At 30.2% G+C, this 23,598-nt stretch carries 24 protein-coding genes and 1 other annotated feature; of the genes, 19 read left to right on the plus strand and 5 right to left on the minus strand.

Annotated elements, in window-relative coordinates; all coding sequences use genetic code 11:
• Positions 1–4: 4 nt before the first annotated feature.
• The 14 genes from rplU (at position 5) to GEMHA0001_RS06460 (ending at position 10,620) form a co-directional block, all read left to right on the plus strand.
• Positions 5–313 (plus strand): 50S ribosomal protein L21, encoded by a 309-nt coding sequence (rplU, locus tag GEMHA0001_RS06400; protein ID WP_003144981.1) that lies wholly within the window; start codon positions 5–7, stop codon positions 311–313.
• 2 nt (positions 314–315) lie between these two features.
• Positions 316–645 carry a ribosomal-processing cysteine protease Prp gene (locus GEMHA0001_RS06405; RefSeq protein WP_003145722.1) on the plus strand — a complete coding sequence of 110 codons (330 nt, stop codon included), beginning with the start codon at positions 316–318 and terminating at the stop codon, positions 643–645.
• Positions 646–650: 5 nt separating this feature from the next.
• Complete coding sequence (rpmA, locus tag GEMHA0001_RS06410; protein ID WP_003145565.1) at positions 651–932, plus strand: 50S ribosomal protein L27; 282 nt, start codon at positions 651–653, stop codon at positions 930–932.
• Positions 933–1,153: 221 nt separating this feature from the next.
• Positions 1,154–2,788, plus strand: a complete 1,635-nt coding sequence (locus tag GEMHA0001_RS06415; protein ID WP_003145435.1) for a Na/Pi cotransporter family protein — start codon at positions 1,154–1,156, stop codon at positions 2,786–2,788.
• 239 nt (positions 2,789–3,027) lie between these two features.
• Entirely contained in the window at positions 3,028–5,115 is a 2,088-nt protein-coding gene (pnp, locus tag GEMHA0001_RS06420; RefSeq protein WP_003145313.1) for a polyribonucleotide nucleotidyltransferase, read from the plus strand.
• Between the two features lie 9 nt (positions 5,116–5,124).
• Positions 5,125–5,388, plus strand: coding sequence for a DUF2129 domain-containing protein (locus GEMHA0001_RS06425; RefSeq protein ID WP_003144958.1), 264 nt, complete (start codon positions 5,125–5,127; stop codon positions 5,386–5,388).
• 97 nt (positions 5,389–5,485) lie between these two features.
• The gene (gene rsmD, locus GEMHA0001_RS06430) at positions 5,486–6,040 is read left to right on the plus strand and encodes a 16S rRNA (guanine(966)-N(2))-methyltransferase RsmD (RefSeq protein ID WP_003144905.1); all 555 of its coding nucleotides are present in this window, start codon (positions 5,486–5,488) and stop codon (positions 6,038–6,040) included.
• Between the two features lie 2 nt (positions 6,041–6,042).
• Positions 6,043–6,534: a pantetheine-phosphate adenylyltransferase gene (gene coaD, locus GEMHA0001_RS06435; protein WP_003144971.1), complete on the plus strand. Its 492-nt coding sequence runs from the start codon at positions 6,043–6,045 to the stop codon at positions 6,532–6,534.
• 2 nt (positions 6,535–6,536) lie between these two features.
• Positions 6,537–7,619, plus strand: a complete 1,083-nt coding sequence (locus GEMHA0001_RS06440; protein ID WP_003145304.1) for an undecaprenyldiphospho-muramoylpentapeptide beta-N-acetylglucosaminyltransferase — start codon at positions 6,537–6,539, stop codon at positions 7,617–7,619.
• A gap of 1 nt (position 7,620) precedes the next feature.
• Positions 7,621–8,223, plus strand: coding sequence for a phosphatase PAP2 family protein (locus tag GEMHA0001_RS06445; RefSeq protein ID WP_003145382.1), 603 nt, complete (start codon positions 7,621–7,623; stop codon positions 8,221–8,223).
• A complete protein-coding gene (locus tag GEMHA0001_RS06450) occupies positions 8,216–8,470 on the plus strand; it encodes a YhdT family protein (protein WP_003145515.1) in 255 nt (84 codons plus the stop codon). The genes GEMHA0001_RS06445 and GEMHA0001_RS06450 overlap by 8 nt, the downstream gene beginning before the upstream one ends.
• Positions 8,460–9,914, plus strand: coding sequence for a sodium/pantothenate symporter (panF, locus tag GEMHA0001_RS06455; protein ID WP_003145649.1), 1,455 nt, complete (start codon positions 8,460–8,462; stop codon positions 9,912–9,914). The genes GEMHA0001_RS06450 and panF overlap by 11 nt, the downstream gene beginning before the upstream one ends.
• A 45-nt stretch (positions 9,915–9,959) precedes the next feature.
• The gene (locus GEMHA0001_RS09090) at positions 9,960–10,136 is read left to right on the plus strand and encodes a DUF6501 family protein (RefSeq protein ID WP_003145576.1); all 177 of its coding nucleotides are present in this window, start codon (positions 9,960–9,962) and stop codon (positions 10,134–10,136) included.
• Positions 10,137–10,152: 16 nt separating this feature from the next.
• Positions 10,153–10,620, plus strand: coding sequence for a LysM peptidoglycan-binding domain-containing protein (locus GEMHA0001_RS06460; RefSeq protein WP_003145406.1), 468 nt, complete (start codon positions 10,153–10,155; stop codon positions 10,618–10,620).
• 41 nt (positions 10,621–10,661) lie between these two features.
• On the opposite strand, the gene GEMHA0001_RS06465 is transcribed toward GEMHA0001_RS06460, so the two are convergent.
• The 5 genes from GEMHA0001_RS06465 to GEMHA0001_RS06485 all read right to left on the minus strand — a co-directional run bounded on the left by GEMHA0001_RS06465 (position 10,662) and on the right by GEMHA0001_RS06485 (position 15,725).
• Positions 10,662–11,873 (minus strand): L-lactate MFS transporter, encoded by a 1,212-nt coding sequence (locus tag GEMHA0001_RS06465; RefSeq protein ID WP_003145487.1) that lies wholly within the window; start codon positions 11,871–11,873, stop codon positions 10,662–10,664.
• 116 nt (positions 11,874–11,989) lie between these two features.
• Positions 11,990–13,171 (minus strand): aminotransferase class I/II-fold pyridoxal phosphate-dependent enzyme, encoded by a 1,182-nt coding sequence (locus GEMHA0001_RS06470; RefSeq protein WP_003145165.1) that lies wholly within the window; start codon positions 13,169–13,171, stop codon positions 11,990–11,992.
• Between the two features lie 21 nt (positions 13,172–13,192).
• Positions 13,193–14,020 (minus strand): MetQ/NlpA family ABC transporter substrate-binding protein, encoded by an 828-nt coding sequence (locus GEMHA0001_RS06475; protein WP_003145517.1) that lies wholly within the window; start codon positions 14,018–14,020, stop codon positions 13,193–13,195.
• Positions 14,021–14,035: 15 nt separating this feature from the next.
• Positions 14,036–14,716, minus strand: a complete 681-nt coding sequence (locus GEMHA0001_RS06480; RefSeq protein WP_003145653.1) for a methionine ABC transporter permease — start codon at positions 14,714–14,716, stop codon at positions 14,036–14,038.
• Positions 14,706–15,725, minus strand: coding sequence for a methionine ABC transporter ATP-binding protein (locus GEMHA0001_RS06485; RefSeq protein ID WP_003145714.1), 1,020 nt, complete (start codon positions 15,723–15,725; stop codon positions 14,706–14,708). Before GEMHA0001_RS06485 ends, GEMHA0001_RS06480 begins: the two co-directional genes overlap by 11 nt.
• Before the next feature lie 44 nt (positions 15,726–15,769).
• Positions 15,770–15,983, minus strand: a binding site (T-box leader).
• Positions 15,984–16,237: 254 nt separating this feature from the next.
• Between GEMHA0001_RS06485 and uppS the strand changes: the two genes are divergently transcribed.
• The 5 genes from uppS to GEMHA0001_RS06510 all read left to right on the plus strand — a co-directional run bounded on the left by uppS (position 16,238) and on the right by GEMHA0001_RS06510 (position 23,574).
• Positions 16,238–17,002, plus strand: a complete 765-nt coding sequence (gene uppS, locus GEMHA0001_RS06490) for an undecaprenyl pyrophosphate synthase (protein ID WP_003145590.1) — start codon at positions 16,238–16,240, stop codon at positions 17,000–17,002.
• Positions 16,992–17,765, plus strand: coding sequence for a phosphatidate cytidylyltransferase (locus tag GEMHA0001_RS06495; RefSeq protein ID WP_003144991.1), 774 nt, complete (start codon positions 16,992–16,994; stop codon positions 17,763–17,765). The genes uppS and GEMHA0001_RS06495 overlap by 11 nt, the downstream gene beginning before the upstream one ends.
• Before the next feature lie 20 nt (positions 17,766–17,785).
• On the plus strand, positions 17,786–19,078 hold the full coding sequence (rseP, locus tag GEMHA0001_RS06500) for an RIP metalloprotease RseP (protein ID WP_003145269.1): 1,293 nt from the start codon (positions 17,786–17,788) through the stop codon (positions 19,076–19,078).
• Between the two features lie 343 nt (positions 19,079–19,421).
• A complete protein-coding gene (locus GEMHA0001_RS06505) occupies positions 19,422–20,561 on the plus strand; it encodes an exonuclease SbcCD subunit D (protein WP_003145105.1) in 1,140 nt (379 codons plus the stop codon).
• Positions 20,548–23,574 carry an AAA family ATPase gene (locus GEMHA0001_RS06510; RefSeq protein WP_003145425.1) on the plus strand — a complete coding sequence of 1,009 codons (3,027 nt, stop codon included), beginning with the start codon at positions 20,548–20,550 and terminating at the stop codon, positions 23,572–23,574. The genes GEMHA0001_RS06505 and GEMHA0001_RS06510 overlap by 14 nt, the downstream gene beginning before the upstream one ends.
• Positions 23,575–23,598 lie beyond the last annotated feature (24 nt).

A 23,598-nucleotide genomic window follows, 5' to 3' on the forward strand; every position in this document is an offset into this window, starting at 1 on the left:
AGATATGTACGCAGTAATTAAAACAGGTGGAAAACAACTACGTGTTGAAGAAGGACAAACAATCTTAGTTGAGAAGTTAGCAGCTGAAGTAGATTCTACAGTTACTTTTGACGAAGTAGTATTAGTAGGTGGAGAAACTACAAAAGTTGGTGCTCCTTTAGTAGCTGGTGCGACAGTAACAGCTAAAGTAGTTGCTCAAGGTAAAGGTAAAAAAATCACAGTATTTAAATACAAACCTAAAAAGAACAATCACCGTAAATTAGGTCATCGTCAACCTTTCACTAAATTAGTAGTTGAAAAAATTAACGCTTAATCATGATTAAGGTGGAAATCGTAAAAGAAGTTGAAGTTATTAAACAAGTAACAGTTGATGGACATGCTGATTATGCTGAACATGGTTCGGATATAGTTTGTGCAGGTGTTTCTGCTGTCATATTCGGTTTAATAAATGCAGTAGATGAACTAGATGAAGATGTTCAATTTGACATTTCGGCTAATGAAGATGTAACTGGACATTTAACATATAGATCGTTAAAATCTACAGATAAAGAGCAACTTCTACTAAATGCAATGTTAGTTGCATTAAAAACAATTGAAGAAAATTATTCAGATTATATAACTATTGAAGTAAGAGAGGTGAAATAGACATGATGTTACAATTAAATTTACAATTCTTCGCATCTAAAAAAGGGGTAGGTTCTACTAAAAACGGACGTGACTCTGAATCAAAACGTTTAGGTGCTAAAAGAGCTGATGGTCAGTACGTAACTGCAGGTTCTATCTTATACAGACAACGTGGAACAAAAATTTGGCCAGGAACTAACGTAGGAAAAGGTGGAGATGATACACTATTCTCACTAGTAGACGGAGTTGTACGTTTCGAAAGATACGGACGTAGCCGTAAAAAAGTTTCTGTTTATCCACAAGCTTAATAAGCATAATAAAAAGAGGTATTTACTTTATGTAGATGCCTTTTTTATTTTGTTAAAATATTAGTGTTTTATAGCTAAAGTATAAAGTAATTAAAGTAAATATTTGTAATAATATTTTAATATTTCTTGTTTCAGATTTTGGTTGTACTTTTAAAATTTATATGGTAAAATTTACTTGTGTGTTATATGATACACGCAACATATACTAGGAGGACAAAAAAGTGTCAGCACTTTGGCAAGAAATTTTATTTTCTTTTTTAGGAGGTCTTGGTTTATTCCTATTCAGTATTAAGTACATGGGGGACGGACTTCAATTAATAGCCGGGGAGAAAATGCGATATGTTTTAGATAAATATACATCTAAACCACTTATGGCTGTCTTAGCCGGAATTATAGTTACGATACTTATTCAGTCAAGTACAGGAACAATCGTAATTACTATAAGTTTAGTAGGAGCTGGATTATTAAAAACGAAACAAGCAATTGCTATTGTTATGGGTTCTAATATCGGAACAACATTAACATCATTTATCATCGGATTTAATATATCTAAATATGCGCTACCTTTATTATTCTTAGGAGCAGCGTTTTTATTCTTTACTCGTGCTAAAGTTGTAAATAATATCGGTCGTGTAATTTTTGGATTCGGGGGAATCTTTTACGCTCTAAAAATGATGTCTACAGCAATGGGGCCTATGAGAGATATGACTTGGTTCCAAAATGTATTAACGCATATTAATGATAGTGCAGTAGTAGGGGTAGGAGTTGGTACATTTTTAACTGTATTAATTCAATCTTCAGCAGCAACTATTGCAATTTTACAAAATCTGTATGCGGACGGAGCTTTAAGCTTAACTGGTGCATTACCAGTGTTATTTGGAGATAATATTGGGACAGCGATTACGACAGCTGCATTAGCTATGGTTGGAAGTAATATTGCTGCAAAACGTGTAGCAGCATCTCACGTATTATTTAACGTTATTGGTACTATTATCTGTTTAATAGCGTTAGTACCTTATGGTGCGTTTATTCAATATTTAGAAACAACATTAGGTTTAGAACCAAAAATGACTATTGCATCAGCACATGGTACATTTAATATTTTAAATACAATATTACAATTTCCATTCATTAATCTATTGGTGGTTATTGTAACGAAACTTATACCAGGTGAAGATGAGCAAATCAAATACAGTACACAATATCTTGATAAGTCACTAGTAACAAGTGCACCAGCGGTTGCATTAGGACAAGTGCAAAAAGAATTTGTTGAAATGTTAATTTTATCTAAAAAAAGTTTACGTAACTCAGTAGAGTACTTTATGAATCGTGATGAACAGTTACGAGAAAAAGGTGAAACTTATGAAGATGCAATTAACAATTTTGATGAACAAATGACTGATTACTTAACTCTATTATTTAGAGAAAAATTAAGTCCAAAAGAAGGTTTAATTGCTTCGACATTATTAGATGGAACTCGTGATGTTGAAAGAATTGGAGACCACGCTAGAGATATAGTGTTATCAGTAGATTATCAAATTAGGAAAAAAATGAAGTTTTCTGATACTGCAAAAGCAGAAGTTCAAGAAATGTATGATCTTTGTAATGATGTAATTTTAAAAACTATAAAATCACTAGAAGAAAACAACATAGCGTTAGCAGGTGCAGCGTTAGCAGCTTGTGAAAATATCTATGCACTTGAAAAAAATGCACGTAAACAACATACTCAACGTATGAAAGATGGAGTTTGTGAAATTCCAGCGGGAGTAGTGTTTATGGATTTAATCCAACACTTTACTCGTGTATGTGAACACACTAGAAATATTCTAGAAAAAGAAATTCAAGGTCAATTATAATTATGTCAAATAAACAAAAAATATATATTATATTATTTGTTATTATGTTGTTAATAATATTAGTTTTATATAAACTATATCAATTACAATTAGTTTAGAAATCAATAAGCGAAAATATAGAGAAATCAAAGTTATTTCTACTATGTTTTCGTTTTTTTTCTTTGTAAATACTAGCATTCGTGATATAATAAGGTAGTCGATTTATATAAAGTTTAAGAAAATATTGAAAGGAAATAAACATGTTTCAAGATAAAAAAGTTTATACAACACAATGGGCTGGAAAAACATTAACAGTTGAACTAGGTGAAATGGCTCGCCAAGCTAACGCAGCAGTAGTAGTAAAATACGGAGATACTGTTGTACTAACGACAGCTGTTGCTTCAAAAGAAGCAAAAGATGTTGATTTCTTCCCGTTAACAGTTAACTATGAAGAAAAAATGTATGCAGTAGGGAAAATCCCAGGAGGATTCTTACGTAGAGAAGGTCGTCCAGGAACAGAGGCTACACTTGCTGCACGTTTAATTGATAGACCGATTAGACCATTATTTGAAGATGGATTTAGAAATGAAGTACAAGTTATTTCAACTGTATTATCAGTAGAGTATGATTGTGACCCAGTAATGGCAGCAATGCTAGGAAGTTCACTTTCACTATCAGTATCAAATATTCCATTTAAAGGACCTATCGCTGGAGTAACAGTTGGATATGTAGATGGAGAATATGTAATTAATCCAACAGTTGAACAAATGGAACGTTCTACAGTTGATTTAAAAGTAGCTGGAACAAGTGATGCTATTAACATGGTTGAAGCAGGGGCTAAAGAAGTATCTGAAGAGATTATGTTAAATGCTATAATGTTTGGACATGAAGAAATCAAACGTTTAATCGAATTCCAACAACAAATCGTTAACGAAATCGGACAAGAAAAAATGGCTGTCGAGTTAAAAGTTATTGATGAGACTATTTATAATGAAGTACTATCAATGGCATTATCTCAAATGAAAGAAGCAATTGCTATCAAAGATAAACAAGAACGTGACGAAGCAATCTCTGCTGTTAAAGAAAAAGTTCTTGAAGTATTCGAAGAACGCGCAACAGCTGAAGATGAGTTAGATATCGTTAAAGAAGCTAAATTATCATTAGATAAAATTGTAAAAGATGAGGTTCGTCGTGAAATAACTGAAGATAAAGTTAGACCAGATGGACGTGCATTAACAGAAATTAGACCTTTAGCCTCTAGAGTGGATGTATTACCTAGAACACACGGTTCTGCATTATTCACTCGTGGTCAAACTCAATCTCTAGGTGTTGTAACATTAGGTAACCTATCAGATGAACAAATCATTGATGACCTAACTCAAGAAGAAAACAAGAGATTTATGTTACACTATAACTTCCCAGCATTCTCAGTTGGAGAAGTAGGATTTAGTCGTGCTCCAGGACGTCGTGAAATTGGTCACGGTGCTTTAGGGGAACGTGCATTAGCTCAAGTTATCCCTTCTAAAGAAGATTTCCCATATACGATTCGAATCGTATCAGAAATCTTAGAATCTAACGGTTCAAGTTCTCAAGCTACAATCTGTTCTGGATCTATGGCTCTTATGGCAGCAGGGGTTCCGATTAAATCTCAGGTAGCTGGTATTGCAATGGGATTAGTTAAGAAAGATGAACACTACACTATTTTAACTGATATTCAAGGTATGGAAGACCACCTTGGAGATATGGACTTTAAAGTAGCTGGTACTGCTGAAGGTATTACTGCGCTTCAAATGGATATCAAAATTGATGGTTTAAGTGAGCAAATCTTAAAAGAATCATTAGAACAAGCACGTGTAGGTAGATTACAAATTCTAGATCACATGAATAGCATTATCGCTGAACCACGCCAAGAAGTTTCTACATTTGCACCGAAAATTAAAATCATTAAAATTAAACCTGAAAAAATCAAAGATGTTATTGGTTCAGGTGGTAAAGTTATCAATGAAATCATTGAAAAAACTGGTGTTAAAATTGATATCGAACAAAATGGTGATGTATTTATTTCTTCACCTGAAATTGAAGGAATTAATAAAGCAATTGAAATTATTGAAAATATTACTCGTGAAGCAGAAGTTGGTGAAATCTACCTAGCTGAAGTTAAACGTATTGAAAAATTCGGTGCTTTCGTTGAATTATTCCCAGGTGTTGATGCTCTAGTTCACATTTCTAAGCTAGCTGAAGAAAGAGTAAATAAAGTTGAAGATGTTGTAAAAGTTGGAGATACTCTGAAAGTTAAAGTAATTAAAATTGATGAGAAAGGTCGAGTAGACGCAGCAGCTCATTTCTAGGAGAAATTTATGGAGTTATTTGAAAAAGAAAGACGTGGAATATATGTCTATTTTAAAAGTTTTAAAGACTTAAATAAATTAGAAAAATATGGGAACTTTATTTCTTATTCTAAAAGAGGAAGATATGCATGCATCTATGTTGATGAAAATAGAATAGAAAGTATTGTTGCAGATCTTAAGAAAAAGAAATTCGTTAAGAAAATCGAATTATCAGGAATGTCAGATTTACATTTAAGTTTTGAGCATTTAGACAAAGATTTTCAAACAAAATAAAAATATTAAAATAAGGGGGAAGCGAAAGCTATATTCTCCCTTATTTTAAAGATATCAATATTAAATAGAGTATATTAGATATTTATTGCGAGGAAACATGAGAGTTATAGCAGGAAAATACAGATCTATAAAATTAAATGCTGTTGAAGGAATGAATACAAGACCGACAACGGATAAAATTAAAGAAAATTTATTCAATATGATAGATTGCTATGATTGTAAAGTATTAGACCTTTTTGGTGGTACAGGTGGCTTAGGAATAGAAGCGTTAAGTCGTGGTGCTAAGCATTCAACTTTTATTGATGGAAGTAATAATGCAATAAAAGTCATTAAAAGTAATATTGAAAAATGTAGAATAGATGCTACAGATTATTCTTTATATAGAAATGATTTCAAACGAGCATTGAAAATTTTCGGAAAAAAAGAAGAGAAATTCGATATTATTTTTCTAGATCCACCGTACGATAAAGGTTTAATAGATGAGGCATTACAGTGTATTTTAGAGAATAATCTATGTAATGATGAAGCGCTAGTAATTTGTGAAAAGAGCAATACAGAAGAAATCACTATTACTGATGAAAAACTTGAAGTTATAAAAGAAAAACAGTATGGAATAACAGATATAGTAATCTTTGAATATATGGAGAAATAAAAATGAAACGAAAAATAGCGATTGTACCAGGTAGTTTTGATCCTATTACTTATGGACATATAGATATTATAAAACGAAGTTCTGAGTTATTTGATGAGATTATAGTAGCTATCTTGGTAAATCCTGATAAGAAATATTTATTTTCACTTGATGAAAGAGTGGAGATGATTAAAGAAACAATAAAAGATATTCCAAATGTTAGAGTGGATGCATTCTCAGGATTATTAGTAAACTATGCAAAAAAGGTTGGTTCAAGTGTCATAGTTAGAGGTCTAAGAGCCGTATCTGACTTTGAATATGAGATGCAATTAACATTCATGAACAAAGCTTTGGATGAAGGAATTGAGACATTTTATATGATGGCTAATAAACAATATTCATTTATTAGTTCTAGTATTGTTAAAGGTGTTTCAGGTTTTGGTGCAGATTTATCTAAGTTTGTTCCTAAAAATGTAGAAGAGCGTTTGGAAAAAAAGATGAAAGAGAGAGGATAAAGGTGAAAAAAATCCTATTTACTGGAGGCGGTTCGGCAGGCCATGTATCTGTAAATGTGGCTTTGATTCCAGAATTCAAGAAAAATGGATATGAGATTTCTTATATTGGGAGCAAAACCGGTATAGAAAATGAGATGATAGGAAAGATTCCAGAAGTAAAATATTACAAAATAAGTTCAGGTAAATTAAGAAGATATTTTTCTTGGGAAAATTTTATAGATCCATTCAAAGTAATGAAAGGAATTGTAGATTCTTTATTAATATTAAAAAAAGAGAAACCAAATTTTGTTTTTTCAAAAGGTGGATTTGTTAGTGTTCCAGTTTGTGTGGCAGCTAAGTTATTAAGAATTCCAGTAGTCTTACATGAATCAGATCTTACACCAGGACTTGCTAATAAAATTAATATTAAGTTCTGCAATCATATCTTTACAACTTTTGAAGATACGCAGAGGTTTTTACCGAAAAACAAGGCTAGTTTAATTGGTGCTATTGTAAGAGACGATATTTATACAGGGGATAGACAAAAAGCTTATGAATTAACAGGGTTTAATGAAGATAAACCTGTATTATTAGTCATGGGTGGATCTTTAGGATCAAAAATTTTAAACGATTATATTTGGGATAATATTGATCAACTTACTGAAAAATATCAAATCGTTCATTTAGTTGGAAAAGGGTTATTAAATAACAATATAGATAAAGAAGAGTATAAACAATTTGAATTTCTTTCAAAAGAATTGTTTGATGTACTAAAAATTACAGATTTTGTTATTTCAAGAGCAGGTGCAAATTCAATATATGAATTTTTAGCTTTAGAATTACCTCCGATTCTTGTTCCACTTGGAACTAATCAAAGTAGAGGAGATCAAATTGAAAATGCTAGATTCTTCGAAAAAAATGGATTTGCAAAAGTGGTTGTAGAAGAGGACTTCGCAACACTTCCTATTTCTCAAATTGATGAATTTTATAATAATTTAGAAGATTATAAACATTCTATGCAAGTTTATAAAAATGAAAAACGTGTGATAAATGACGTAAATGATTTTTATAATAAGATTTTGGATAAAGTAGGAGGTGAAAATTAGGATGAAGAAATTAAGCGTACTTACGTATGTGAAGATATTAGTTTTCATAGCATTAGCGATTGTAGCAATAAAATTTCCAAATAATGATTTCGATAGAATAATTGCAGATTTACTTGAAATAAAAGCTTTAGCACAAATAGCTAAAATATTATCACTTGTTTTTAATGATAAGTTATTATTATTAATAATGATCTTATTAACAGGATTTTTAGTTTGGATAAAAGAGTTTAAGAAAGCTGTATTTATATTCTTTAGTGCAGGTTTCGGAGGATTCTTCTTATCAGCTTTTAAGTACAGTATTCAAAGAGTTAGACCATTACCAGAACTTCACGATGGTTTTAGTTTTCCTAGTGGTCACTCTACTTTTGTAGCATTGTTTTTCTTAGCATTACTATTTGTAATTAATAAAAAAGAAATACTAACTATAATTGCTACCTTTGCAATTATTGCAGTGCCAATTTCAAGAATGATTCTAGGTGCACACTTTATTAGTGACGTAACAGCGGGATTATTACTAGGAAGTATCATAGTTGATTTTATGAAAGTTTATTATGAAAAAATCTATAATATATTAATGAGGGTATTAGGAAAGAAAAATGAATAAATTTAAAAATAAAGAAGGAGTAGTTGCACTTTGCTTAGCAATTGTACATTTTGCTCTATGGTATTATTTTGCTTACATTAAATTTGATGTGAATAATGTTAAATCATATAAGTATGTGTTAGGACTTCCAGAATGGTTTTTCTATAGTTCTATAGTAGTTAGTGTTCTGATAATCATCTTAGTTATTGTCTCAACAAATCTTTTATTAAATGATGAGATTAAAGAGGAGGAAAACAATGACAAGTAATTTAGATTATAGAATTTTAATTCTCTTTGTAACTATATTTTTAGGAATAATATTATTACCATTATTTATGAATCGTATTAGTAAAACAGAACAACATGGTGGTTTTTTTGAAAAGTACTATTTAGCAGATAGAAAGGTAAGTGGTATTGTCTTAGCGATAACATTAATGTCTACTTATGGATCTGCTTCTACGTTTTTAGGAGGACCTGGTGTTGCGTATAAACTTGGTTATGGTTGGGTATTACTTGCTGTAATTCAAGTGGTAACAGGTTATTTCGTACTATTAGTTTTAGCTAAAAAGTTTAAATCTGCGGCACAAAAAATAAATGCAATAACTATAAGCGATTATTTAAAAAATAGATATGAATCTAAAGTAGTAGCCTTCATATCAACTCTTGCTATGATTGTATTTTTAATTGCTGCGATGAGTGCCCAATGGGTAGGAGGAGCTAAGTTATTAGCGGCTTTCATGGGAATTGAGTATAAGACTGGTATTGTTCTTATATCAGTAATTATTATATTCTGTGTAGTTTTCGGTGGACTAAAAAATATATTAATAACTGATATGATTCAGGGACTAATAATGATTTTCTCTACGATAATTTTACTAATTGCAGTAATTAATTATGGTGGAGGTATTGACCAGATTACTGCAAACTTAGTTAATATAAATGAAAAAATACTAACTCCATTTGGGGCAAATGGTAGTTTAACACCAAGTTATGTTAGTTCATTTTGGGTATTAGTCGGAGTAGGGGTTATTGGTATTCCGCAAATTGCTATTAACTCAATGTTATACAAAAATAAACGAAGCTTAAAACAATCTATTATTGTCGGATCAATTGTTATCTTTATAGTAATGTTTGGAGTTCATTTAATAGGAGTTATGGCAAGAGGAGTATTCCCAGATATTAAAGATTATGATTCGGTTATCCCAATAATAACGCTAAAAGTACTTCCTTGGTATTTAGCAGCGCTAGTTCTTGCAGCACCAATGGCAGCAATTATAACAACAGTAAATGCTCAATTCTTATTAATATCATCTGCATTAATAAAGGATTTACTATTTAATAATAAATCTATTAAAGAAAAAATTACAGGTAAGAAAATTCCTGTCTTTGTATATGGTGTTAATATTCTTGTAATTTTATTGATAATGCTACTAAGTATGAGACCACCAAGTCTAATAGTGAATGTTAACCTATTTGCATTTGGAGGATTAGAAGCGACTTTCTTATGGCCAATTTTATTAGGATTGTACTGGAGAAAAGCTGAAAAGTACGGGGCACTTAGTTCTATAGTTTTAGGACTAGTAAGTTATATACTTATAAAAACTGTATATGTGATTAAATTTATAGAACCAGTAGTGATTTCGTTATCAATATCTCTAGTAGCTTTTGTAATAGTTTCATTATTAATGAGTAAAAAACAATTGAAAAAATAGTTATATTGTAATAAAATAAAAAATAAAGAATAAGGAGGAATAAAAATGTCGAAAAAAGTTATAGTTAAACATACAGATGCTGAAAAATTCACTGTCAGTAATATGCTAACTGTGGGCAAAGAATATGAAGTAGTGAATGAAACAGAAGAATATATATTTGTAGTAGATAACAGTGGAAAAGTAGGCGGCTACTACCACGATTATTTTGAAGAAGTAAAATAATTCAAGGGGCGAAATGATGAAGAAAAATACTATAAAGAATACAGTACTAGTTGTATTATTTATAATACTAGCGCCACTTATTTTGGTGGGAGTTACTGCACTAGGAAATTCTCTTGGAGGAAAGGCAAAGGATAAGGTAGTTCAAACAACAGAACAGACTGCTAAAGTCCCTGAAGAGACAAAAGCAGAAAATAATAATGATATACCTAAAGCTAATGACTCAAAAGTCACAGAGGAAAGTACGACTAAAAAAGAAACACCAACTAATGAATCAGGAAATAGTGAATCTGAAGGAGTAGTAAGTACAACTCCTGTAGCAGGTCAAGATTATATTATTAAAGCTGGAGATTCATTATTCGCTATAGCATCAAAAGCATATGGAGAAGTAAATTCTCAAAATGGTGTAGAAAAAATTAAAGAAGCCAATAATATCAGTAATAATAATATTGCAGTTGGGCAAAAAATTCAAATACCAAAATTATAAAAGAAATCATCTCATTTTTTTGAGATGACTTCTTTTTTTATTTATTTAATTCTACGTTTTGTAAAGATTGAGTAAATAATACTTATTACTAATCCAACAAGTACTATCGAGATAGCTACATAAAATGCTTCTGTAAAATCTCCATTATTTTTAGCAGCTATTCCAGCAGCATATTTAGGAGCGAAAAATGCAGCTACAGAAAATCCTATAAAGACAATCCCGTAGTTAACTCCTTGGTTAATGGGACCAAATGTTTTCATTACTAATGGAGCGAAAACTCCCATAATTCCACCAAAACATAGACCAAGGAGAACAAGACCGACTGTTAGACCAACAGTAGTTCTAATATTAACTAGAGTTAATAGAGAAATAGCAATTACCGAATAGATTGCAATAAGAGTCTTTTCATGTCCTATTTTATCTGAAACAACACCCCATACAACACGTCCAAAGGTATTTGAAAGAGCGTAAACACTAACAAAAGTTGCAGCAACTGAAGCAGTTAAACCAAACATAGTTTGACTTATTACAGATGCATTTGATGCTACCATAAGTCCGGAAAATGCGCCTATAGCAAACATTGAAATAATAAAGTAAAATGATAAACTCATTAACATTTGTTTCCAATTTTTATTAGCAGCCTCTTGTTTAATTTCTGCAACTGGTTGAATCCAACCTTCAGGTTGATAATTTGCAGGAGCAACTTTTATGTAGAATAGAGCTATTATAATAATTACTAAGTATGCACTACCTAAGTAGATAAACGCATTATGAACTCCATAATTAGCGATTAGATTATGAGCTATTGGAGCAGCGATAACACTAGCACCACCCATTGCTCCCGTTATTAAACCAGCAGCTAATCCTCTTTTATCTGGAAAGAATCTAAGTACATTACTTATAATTCCAGAATAAGCAAATGCTTGTCCAACCCCAGATAATACACCATAGCTAAAATATAACATTCCTTTCGTAGTTGCAAATCCAGTAAGTATGAATCCAACAGCAAATAATATTCCCCCTAAAATAATAGAAATATTTGCTTTTCCTTTATCAGTTATAACTCCTCCAAGAATAGTAGGAATAGGAGCGATAGCAGCGTTAATAGTAAATGCTAACATTACATCGGGCATACTCCATCCTTTCGATACACTTAAAGGTTTTGCAAAAACACTAAAAGAATATAGTGATCCTGCACATAGTAAAATAGCCATTGAGGCGAATAAGACAATCCATCTTGTATTTTTGTTCATTTAATCATCCTTTCGAAATAATTTATTTATGTAAAGTAATATATTAACATTAAAAATTCGGCTAATCAATAGATTAGTCGAATTTTTATGAATATCTAATAAAGATTTTAATAAAATTATCTATTATTTAAATCATTGTTTAGTGATTCTAATTTCTCTATTAAAATGTCAATTTGTTCATCTGATAGACTTAAACTTAGTCTAATATAATTTTCGCCACCGTAACCAAATACATGACCAGGCATAGTAACAATTCTATATTTCTTTAATAATAATTCAAAGAAACTTTGGCTATCATATCCGTCTTTAACTTTTAACCATATAAAAATACCACCATCTGGTTTAAAATATGAATATCCTAGTTCATCAAGTTTAGAAGTTATTTTATCTATTCTTTTTGAATAAGTTTCTTTTATATGTTCTGTTAAAAGGTTATGATTTTTTAATGCAGTTACTACTGTATCTTGAATTGCCCCGTAAATATTAGCATGGAATATTGTATTATACTCTTTAAGTCCACGTATAATTTCTTTATTTCCAACTGCAAATCCAATTCGTAAACCAGAGATTGAAAAGTTTTTAGAGAAAGAGAAAAACTCAATTCCTACATCTTTAGCTCCAATAGTTTGCATAAATGCAGGAGAATATCCGTCTTTATAGTAGAAGTCCGAATATGCATGATCTTGAAGTACCACTATATTGTGTTCTTTTGCCCAAGTTACAGTTTCTTTATAAAATTCTTTTGTAGCAACAGCTCCAATAGGGTTTGAAGGATAGTTAAGAAATATAAGTTTAGCATCTTTAACTAATTTTTCAGGAATGTCAGAGTAATCAACTAAATAATTATTTTCTTGTTTTAATTCTATTTCTTCATATTTAGCTTGAGCTAAAGCAATTCCTTGAATGTAGTCAGGATAACTTGGTACTGGTAATAATACAGTATCATTTGGATTAAGAAGTACCGAAGGAATACTAGATAGTCCAGATTTAGTACCAAATACTAAAGCAATTTCATCCTTAGGATTAGCATCGATATTATATTTTTCTTTTAACCACTGAGAAATTTCATTTAATAATGTTATTTTTCCATCAAATGCTCCATATCTCATATTTTCAGGTTTTCTTATAGCTATTTCTAATTCCTTAAGTAAAAGTTCAGGGGTATCAGAGTCTGGAACTCCGATACCCGCATTTAATAATGGCTTACCACTTGAACTTTCCTCAGAGATTAATTTGAAAATAGGATAGAATACATTTTCGGGAATATTTTTAATTGTATTTGATAATTCAATTTTCATAATTAATCACTTCCTTATTGATTATTTTCCAGGTTTGTCAAATCCTTTGAAATCTTTGTTAATGATTTCATCAAATTCTTTAGATTGAACGATTTCTACTAAATCTTTAGCAAATTGTTTATCTTTATTTGCTGTAGTTACGACAACATTATTACGGTTGTTTTCGTTCATTTTTTCTAAAATTAATGCTTTTGTTAAATCAAATTTAGCTGCAAGAGCAAAGTTACCAGGAACTGCTGCTAGAGTAGTACTGCTTAATGATCTAGCAAGCTGACCAGCTTCTAATTCTGTAAATTTAAGTTTTTTAGGATTTTCTACTACATCATTTTTAGTGATTTTTAGTACATCAGTATCAGGTTTGATTTTGATTAAATCAGCAGCAGCTAATAATGCATAAGCACGAGCAGCGTTTGAAGGGTCATTTGGAAGAGTTACTTCGGCTCCTTCTGGTAAATCTTTAAGATCTTTAACTTTATCAGAATATAATCCCATTGGTGCAGTTGGAACAGGCGCAAGGGCTGTTAAGTCCATTCCATTTTGTTCAGCGAATTTTTTCATGTAAATTTTGTGTTGGAATAAGTTTGCATCTAATTCACCGCTATTTAATGCTTTGTTAGGTTGGATGTAGTCTGAGAATTCAGTAACTTTAACTGTGTATCCTTTTTTCTCAAGAAGTGGTTTAAGTGCCTTGTTAACCATATCAGCATAAGGACCAGATGTTGCACCAATTTTTACTTCTTTTTTCTCTCCACTGCTGTTATTGTTTGAGCTTGTAGCTCCACAAGCAGCTAATGTGATAGCTAAAAATGCTGTAAAAACAATTGTTAATATTTTTTTTAGTTTGTTCATAAATATAAATCTCCTTTAATTTTTTTTGAATTTTTTTGAAATTGTATTTCCTATATATTGTGTAATTTGGACTAATATAATTAATAGAATTACTGTAATCCACATTGTAAAGTTATCGAAACGATAATAACCATATCTGATGGCAAGGTCTCCAATTCCACCACCACCAACAACACCAGCCATTGCAGAAAAAGCAATTAGATTGATTAGTGTTAGTGTAATTGATTGAATGATTCCGAACATAGCCTCGGGTATTAATACTTCTTTAACTATTAATTTTAGCGAAGCTCCAGAAGCAACTGCCGATTCGATAACTCCGTAGTCTATTTCATTTAGTGAAGTATCAACTAGTCTCGTAAATAGAGGAATAGCAGCAACTGTAAGTGGTACTATTGCTCCAGTAGGTCCGGTTGATTTTCCTAATAAAAACAGAGTAAATGGTATTAAGAATACCAAAAGAATAATAAATGGAATAGATCGAATTGTATTAACTAGAAAATCTACAGTTTTGTATATAAATACATTTTTAAACAGAAGTCTATTACTTGTTAAAAATAAGACAATACCTAAAAACAATCCAACGATTACAGTGATAATTATAGAAACACTTATCATGTATAATGAATCTCCAAATGACTTGATTAATTCAGGTTGTAGAGTTTTCCATTGTTCTGCTAAACTTAGATTATTTTCCATATACATACACCTCCACATCATTAACTTGATCAATTAAGTGATTTACAAATTTTTCTGTGTTATCAGGTTCGCCAATTACTGAGAAAGTTAAACTTCCTAATTGTTTATTTTGAATGTATTCAATTCGACCAGCAAGTATGTTAGTAGAGACATTGTATCTATTTGCTAAAGTCTGAATTAATGGTTCTTTAGTAGCTTCACCTTTAAAAATAACCCTTATGACTGTCTCGTTATTATAATGTTCAGCAAGATGCTCTTCAAAATCTTCATCGTTATGTAAATTAGATATAAATTCTTGCATTAATTTTGTTTTTGGATTTGAGAAAATCTCATAAACAGAATTCAATTCAATAATTTCACCATTTTCCATAACTGCTACATTATCACAAATTTGTTTTATTACTTCCATTTCATGAGTAACTAGAATAATAGTAATTCCAAGTTTACGATTAATTTCTTTTAATAGAGATAGAATTTGCTTAGTTGTAACAGGATCCAAAGCACTAGTTGCTTCATCACAAAGTAATAACTTAGGATTATTAGCTAACGCTTTAGCAATACCGACACGTTGTTTTTGTCCACCAGAAAGTTGATTTGGATAAACATTCTTTTTATCAGAAAGCCCCACAAGTTCTAATAGTTCGTCAATTCTTTTTGGAATATCTTTAGTCGGTACTTCACCGGCTTTTAGATTGAATGCAATATTCTCTCCTACAGTTTTTGAACTAAGTAGGTTAAATTGTTGGAAAATCATTCCGATTTTTTGTCTATAAGTACGTAAGTCTTTTCTATTAAGCTTATTAACAACTTGATTATCAACTATTACTTCACCATCTGTTGGTGTTTCTAATAAGTTTAGACATCTAAGTAAGGTGCTTTTACCAGCGCCTGAGTAACCAATAATCCCAAATATTTCTCCAGCTTTCACATGGAGATTAGTAGGTTTAAGTGCTTGGATTTCTTTACCTTTTTGATAAAAAGTTTTACTTACATTATTAAGATTTATCATATATTTCTCCTTTCATATAATAAAAAGGCGCACTTTAGCTTTTGCTAAAGGACGCCTTACCGTGTTACCACCTTTATTTATACAATAATCACTTATTGTACCTTAATAAGTTACAAATATAACTTTTGCTATAACGGGCAAAACCGTAGTAAAAACTATATGCTCAAAGTCCATTTCTCTTACTCCTGACTATTCTCTTTCACCAACCGAGAACTCTCTAAAAGTAGATAGTAAGATTCTACTCATCAACGCATTAATTGGTAATGACTATATTCTAGCATAAATTTTCTGACAATGCAACATAAAAATTGAAAAGTTCATATGAAAAAAGTTAATTTTCGGGATAATAAACAGCTTTAATTAATAAGATTATGATATTTGATAATTGTTAAAATGATTAATATAGTTAGTTAACTTATAAAATTATAAATATATTGAAATGCAAAATTTATTAAAAATTTGTTGCATTAAGCCTTTTATGATATAATGAAGTGTGTTACATAGGAGGAATTATGTTTAAATTTTTTAGAAAAAATGAATTAGTGGAAAAAAATGACAAACAAGAGTTGAAAAAAATTCCGACACACGTTGCTATTATAATGGATGGTAATGGACGTTGGGCTAAAAAGAGAAATATGCCTAGAATTAAAGGACACTATGAAGGGATGCAAACTGTAAAAAAAATAACAAAATATGCATCTAAACTAGGTGTAGAGTATCTAACATTATATGCCTTTTCTACAGAAAACTGGGCGAGACCTAAAGAAGAAGTTAGTTATTTAATGGATCTTCCTGAAAAGATGTTCAGTAGTTTTATGCCAGAACTTATGGAAAATAACGTAAAAGTTGAAGTTATTGGTGTTGTGGAAAAACTTCCTGAAAATACTCGGAAGGCAGTAAATGATGCAATAGAGAATACAAAAAATAATACTGGATTAAAATTAATCTTTGCATTGAATTATGGTTCTAAAGATGAGATGTTAAGAGCAATTAAACAAATTACTAAAGACGTACAAGATAATAAATACAGTATAGATGAAATTTCTGAAGAGCATGTAAGTCAAAATCTATTTACGTCTAATACTCCAGATCCAGACCTATTAATAAGAACTTCAGGAGAACAAAGAATTTCAAACTTTTTACTTTGGCAAATTGCTTACAGTGAATTCTTGTTTACTAAAGTGGCATGGCCAGACTTTACTGAAGAAGAATTTTACAAGGCATTATTAGAATATCAAAGTAGAGACAGAAGGTTTGGAGGTTTAAATGAAGACTAGGGTAATAACGGCCATCGTGGCATTAATTGTTTTCCTACCATTACTATTTCTAGGTGGAGACTATTTTAAATTTACAACATTCGCACTAGGTGTGATGGCTATGTATGAAATAGTAAGAATGACTTTTAAAGAAACAAACATAGTAGTTTTGGGGTTATCTTCCTTAGCAGGTGCACTACTATTTTTAAATGAAGAAATTTCACAGTTACAACTTTACGGATTATTTTTTTTAATTTTAGTTGGTATGTTAGCGACTGTAGTTGCAACAGGTCATAAAATTAAATTAGTTGAAATTGGTTCGATTATATTTGTAACTGCCTATATTTTCATAGGATTTTATTGTTTGTTTATGATAAGAAACTTGAGCTTATCTCATGTAGCTTATTTATTACTTACAATTTGGTTTACTGATAGTTTTGCCTATTTTGGTGGAATGAAGTTTGGGAAGAATAAACTTTCACCGAAAATAAGTCCTAACAAATCCATTGAAGGTTCAGTAATAGGTAGTCTATCATCAATAGTAATAGCATTATCGTTTTTCTATACAACTAATATATTTTCTAATCTATTAGTTGCGATTGCTATTACATTGGTAGTTAGTGTCGTTGGTCAATTTGGTGATTTAATTGAATCAGCATATAAGAGAGAATATCAAGTAAAAGATAGTAGTAATTTATTACCAGGGCATGGTGGTATTTTTGACAGATTTGATTCTGTTATTTTATCAGCACCATGTTTAATAATATTACTAAGTTTATTTTAAAATATAGAGAGGGGTATTAGATGCAAGGTATTATAGCATTTATATTAATATTTTTTGTAGTAGTAACTATTCACGAATTTGGACATTTTATTGCTGCGAAAAGAGCAGGGATTTTATGTCAGGAATTCGCAATTGGAATGGGACCTAAAATATTCCATAAAAAAATAGGAGAGACTAACTTTACAATAAGACTTCTTCCAGTCGGAGGATATGTTAAGATGCCAGATAATGTTTTTGATTTTAATAATGACATGTCGGTATATGACCTAAAAAAAGGAATGAAAGTTAGTTTAAAACTAGATGAAGATGATAAGGTTGAAAAAATAGTTTTAGATAAAAGCAATGATATGGATCTACTTCCACTAGAGCTTAAAAAGTTTGATCTTACTGAGAAACTTTTTGTAAAAGGTTTTGTTGGTGATAAAATAGAACGCTATGAAGTAAGAAAAGATGCTTGTGTTGTCTTTGGAGGAATGGAGGAGCAAATAGCACCAATAGAAAGAATGTTTTCTTCACACTCATGGGGGCAAAAATTCTGGACATTATTTGCAGGACCATTAATGAACTTTATCTTAGCACTAGCAATTTTCTTAGGTATTTCAATTTATAGTGGAGTTCCATCAAATACTACTCGCTTAGGTGAATTAGCATCTAATTACCCAGCTTACTCTTCTGGATTAAAACAAGGAGATGTAGTTGAGCAGGTGAATGGTAAGAGTGTTACTACATGGAAAGAAATGACTAATGAGATAGTAAATTCTAATGGAGCTGAGCTTACTTTAAAAGTTTCTCGTGATGGTTCACAACAAGAAATTAAAGTTACACCAAAAGAAGAAGTTACCGTGGAAAAGGGTAAAGAAGTTAAAACATATAAACTAGGAATAAACCAAGCTTATGAGAAAGACTTAGCTGGTTCAATTAAGAGTGGGTTTGAACAAACTCTATTCTACGGAACAGGGATTTTCATGGGAATTATTAATCTGTTTGCTTCATTATTTACTGGTGGATTTAGTTTAAATCAACTTGGAGGACCTGTAGCGATTTATGAAATGTCTTCTGCAGCTGCACAGAGTGGTTTAATTACAACATTAAAATGGACAGGAATTCTAAGTGTTAACTTAGGTCTTATGAACCTAATTCCTATTCCAGTTCTTGATGGTGGACGTATCATATTCGTAATTTATGAAGCAATCTTCAAAAAGCCAATTAATAAAAAAGCCCAATATTACTTAACTGTGGCGTTTGGATTGTTAATGGTTGCTTTAATGTTAGCAGTAACATGGAATGATATCCAAAGATTATTTGGGAAATAGATAATATTTATAACGAGAAGTTGATTTTACTTCTCGTTATTTTATATCTTTAAAAGAATAATTAATTTAGATGTGAAGTTTTTTAAGTGTAGAACATGGATATTACTATTAATTTTAGTAAATATAATATATAATATTAGTAGGTACTTTATACCTATTAAACTATTTGTACAAAGTAATAATAAGGAGCCTTGCAGAAATGCATGGCTCTTTTTAAGTATTTATAGTTATGAAAAAAGAAAATCAAAAATATTGTAATTAAGATTTTAGATAAGCAACCTATTATTTTGAATTGTTTTAAGATATAATATAATAGAGATAATTTATAGAAAAAGGTGATTATATGGTTAAATTTATACATACCGCTGATTGGCATATTGGAAGAAAATTACAAGGAAAAGATTTATTAGAAGATCAACAAGTTGTGTTAGAAAATCTAATAACTGAAATGAAGAAAATCAATCCTGATTTTTTAATAATTGCAGGAGATTTATATGATAGAAGTGTCCCTAGTAAGGAAGCGACTACTCTTTTACAAGAACTTTTAGTCAAAATTAATATAGAGTGTAATATACCTATTTTTGCCATTAGTGGAAATCATGACAGTAGAGAAAGATTAGCGATTGGAGAAGCTTGGTTTAGTAAACATAAATTTTATCTTCATACTAGATTAGAGCAAGCTTTTGATAAACTATCTTATGAAGATGCTGATATATATTTATTACCATATTTTGAGCCTTTTGAAGTGAGAGAACATTTTGAAGATGCTACATTAACAACGCATAATACAGCAACTAAAAGAGTAATTGATGAAATTTATAAAAATTTAGATACGAATAAGACTAATATTTTAGTAGCTCATACTTTTGTTTCTGGAGGATTAGAGACTGATTCTGAAAGAGAAATATCTGTCGGTACTGTTGAAAATGTGGCTGTGGGAGTCTTTGATAGATTTGATTATGTTGCCCTGGGTCATCTTCATAATCCGAATGCAATAAAAGAGGAACGTCTGAAATATAGTGGAAGTCCAATGGCGTACTCATTCTCTGAAGCTTCTCAAACCAAAGGTATGAGACTTATAGAGGTAACAAAAGAAAGTTATAGTGAAGAGTTTATTCAATTAAAACAAAAGAGAAAGCTACATAATATTAGTGGATCTTATGAAGAAGTTTTAACAAAAGAATTTCAACTAAACTATGATTGTAAAAATGATTATTTTAGTATGGAGCTCAGCGATTTAGAGGGAATAACTGATCCGTTACCTAGAATTAAAGAATATTATCCTAATACGCTTATACTAAAGCAAAAAAGAAATACTGGCATCGATAATGAAGTGAAATTAGATAGAGAGATGCTAACTAAGAGTCCTTTACAATTAATAGAGGGATTCTATAATGAACAAACTGGTAGTGAATTAACTGATGGTCAAAAAAAAATACTGGTAAATATTATAGATAAGGTGAATCAAGATGAAACCAATTAGATTAGAATTAAAAGAGTTTGGTCCATATAAGAATGAAATAATAGAATGGGATAAAATAATAAATGAACCGATATTTCTAATTACAGGGAAAACTGGTTCAGGAAAATCAACGCTATTTGATGCAATTACTTATGCATTATACAATAAGACAACAGGAGGTAAAGATATAGCCTCACTAAGAACGAAGACAGCCTTGGATAAGGATAAAACACAGGTTAACTTTGATTTTGAATTAAGTGGAAAAAAATATAGGATTGAGAGAACTTTGGCGTATTTGAAGGCTGGTAATAAAAACTTAACATCGGGGAAAGTTGCTTTAATGCAATATAATGATGGAAAATTAGAAGTACTCGCAACAAAGGAACAAGAGGTAAAAGAAAAAGTAGAAGAATTGATAGGTTTAGATGATAAGCAATTTTGTCAAATAATTATCTTACCTCAAGGGAAATTTAAAGAGTTCTTATTATCGAAATCGAGTGAAAAAAAAGAAACTTTGAGATCATTATTTAATACTTACTTCTATCAAAAATTCGTGGAACAACTACAAGAACAAGCCAAAAAAATAGATAGTTCACATAAGCAAAAAGAAAAAGAGTTGATTACTAGATTTGAGCAGTTTGATATTGAAGAAGAACTTACAAAGTTTGAATATTTAAAAGACGAAAATTTTGAAGAAATACTAGGGATTATTAACTCACAAGAAGAAACAGTAAAGAATGAGAAAAAAGAATTATTAAAATTAGAACGTAGTTTTTCTAAAGAAAAAGAGAAATTTATAGAATTAAGTAAGCTCAATGATAAATTCACTCAACTTAAAAATAACAAGTTAGAACTAGAAGAATTAAGTAAAAAAGAAGATTATTATAGTAGACTTAAATTAGAAGTAGAGAAGTTAAAAGAATTACAAAAGAGTAAAGATAAGATTATAGAGTACGCTTCTTTATTAACTAAGAAAATGAAGTTGAAGAAACTTGAAGAAGCTTTATTAAATGAGGAAGATAAATACAAATTAGATTTAGATACTAATAAGAAATTAGCATTAGAATTAAATGCACAAAAAACTGATATAGAAGAACTTAGAAAGGAAACTATTGATTATAAGTTTTTCTATAATAACTTTAATGAATTAATTTTGGCTAAAAATAACATTGAAATTTATAGTAAAACATTAGAAGAGCTTACTTTGAAAAAAGAAACATATAAAGAGTTAGATTCTAGTCTAAAAGTTGCAAAAGAAAGCTACCTAGAGGATATTGAGGAGAAAAATATACTAGATGGCAGTATTGGTAAGTTAAAATTAGAAGTTTTGAAAAAAGAACAAGATGTAGAAAAACTTGAAGAATATAATAACAAATTATCTGAAGTAAATGATAAGAGTGTGAAACTTACTGTTGATAAAAAACAATTAAAAGAACTGGAACTAGAGAAGAAGAAGCTTGAGCAAGAAGTTGAGTTATTAAATAAGAATAAAGAACAAGAAATTTTAAATGATTTTTTATTGAAATTGCATGAAGGGGATGATTGTCCTTTATGTAAACAAAAAATTGAACACTTACCAGATATTCCCGATTTAGCGGTAGTAGATGAAAGTATAGAAAAATCGCTTCAAAAAGTCAATAAAGATATAATTCAACTAGAAACTCTTATAAAAAAAGATGAAGAAGAAATAGGAAAAATAAGTACTCTTTTGAAAAATTTAGGGGATACAATTAACTTTAAAGCAAAGGAAGAACTATTACAATTAGAAGATGAATTAAAGGCTGAAAATATTAAACTAACTGATATTAGTAAAGTGATCAGAACATCTGAGGATAAAATTAAGGGACTTAATCGAGAAATAGAGGAACTTTCAGAGTTATTTAAAAATGAAGATGATATTAAACAAAAACATCTAGAAGCAAAAAATAAAATTGAACAATTTGAAAAAAATGTGAAAGTAGAGTTAGATGAGTTTGCAGGTTATTATGAGAAAATACAATCTCAAGTTGAAGAGTTCGATAATACCTACAACGTTCTACAAAATAATAGTAATGAACTATTGGTGAGAAAAACGAAACTAGAAACAGAACAGAAAAACAATAAGACGAATTTACTAGAAGTTAGTAAAAGAATAGAAAATATTGTTGATAGTTTCACTAATTCTAAGCTTAATAAGTATTACGTAACCTTAGAAATGGCAGAAGAAGATATTGAGAAATTGAATAATTTAGAAGACTATGAATCTCAAATTAATAAATTTGAAGATACTAAGAAAATTATAGTAAACTCAATAGAAAAACTTGAAGAAGAGCTAAAAGAGTTAAATCAACCAGGTTTAGAAGAAGAGCAACAGAAACTACAAGATATTGAATCTCAAGTCAATGATTTTATAGAAAAAGTTGTAATTCTTAATACAAGATTAGAAAATAATAAAAAATTATATAAAAAAATTCATAGTGAGTATATTGAACTTTTAGAATCATCTAAAGAGATAAGAGAAATTGTAGCATTTAGTGATGTTGTGAGCGGGAAGACTGAAAATAGAAAATCATTAGAAACATATGTTCAAGGTTATTATCTAGACTTGATTCTAGTTGCTGGTACGAAAAGATTATTACAGATGACAAATGATAGATATAGATTTATTAGACGTGATGAAAAATCAAAAGGTGGAGGACTTCAAGGATTAGAGATAGAAATACATGATATTTATCTAAATAGCACTCGTATTATTAGCTCTCTTTCTGGAGGAGAATTATTCTTAGCTTCTTTAGCTCTCGCTTTAGGGTTAGCCGAAGTTATTCAAAATGAAAGTGGAGGAATATCACTTGAGACTATCTTTATCGATGAGGGATTTGGATCACTAGATGCTGAAACACTTGATATTGCACTAACAACGCTAATAGATTTACAATCATACGGAAGGAATATCGGTATTATTTCACATGTCAGTGAGCTAAAAGAAAGAATTAGACCGAAGGTAGAAGTCTATTCTAAAGATAATTATGCGAAGATTAAAATGACTGGAATATAATGTAATATAAAAAGAAAGGAGAAA

Origin of the sequence: Gemella haemolysans ATCC 10379, assembly GCF_000173915.1 — a bacterium.
In the GTDB taxonomy this organism is placed as follows: domain Bacteria; phylum Bacillota; class Bacilli; order Staphylococcales; family Gemellaceae; genus Gemella; species Gemella haemolysans.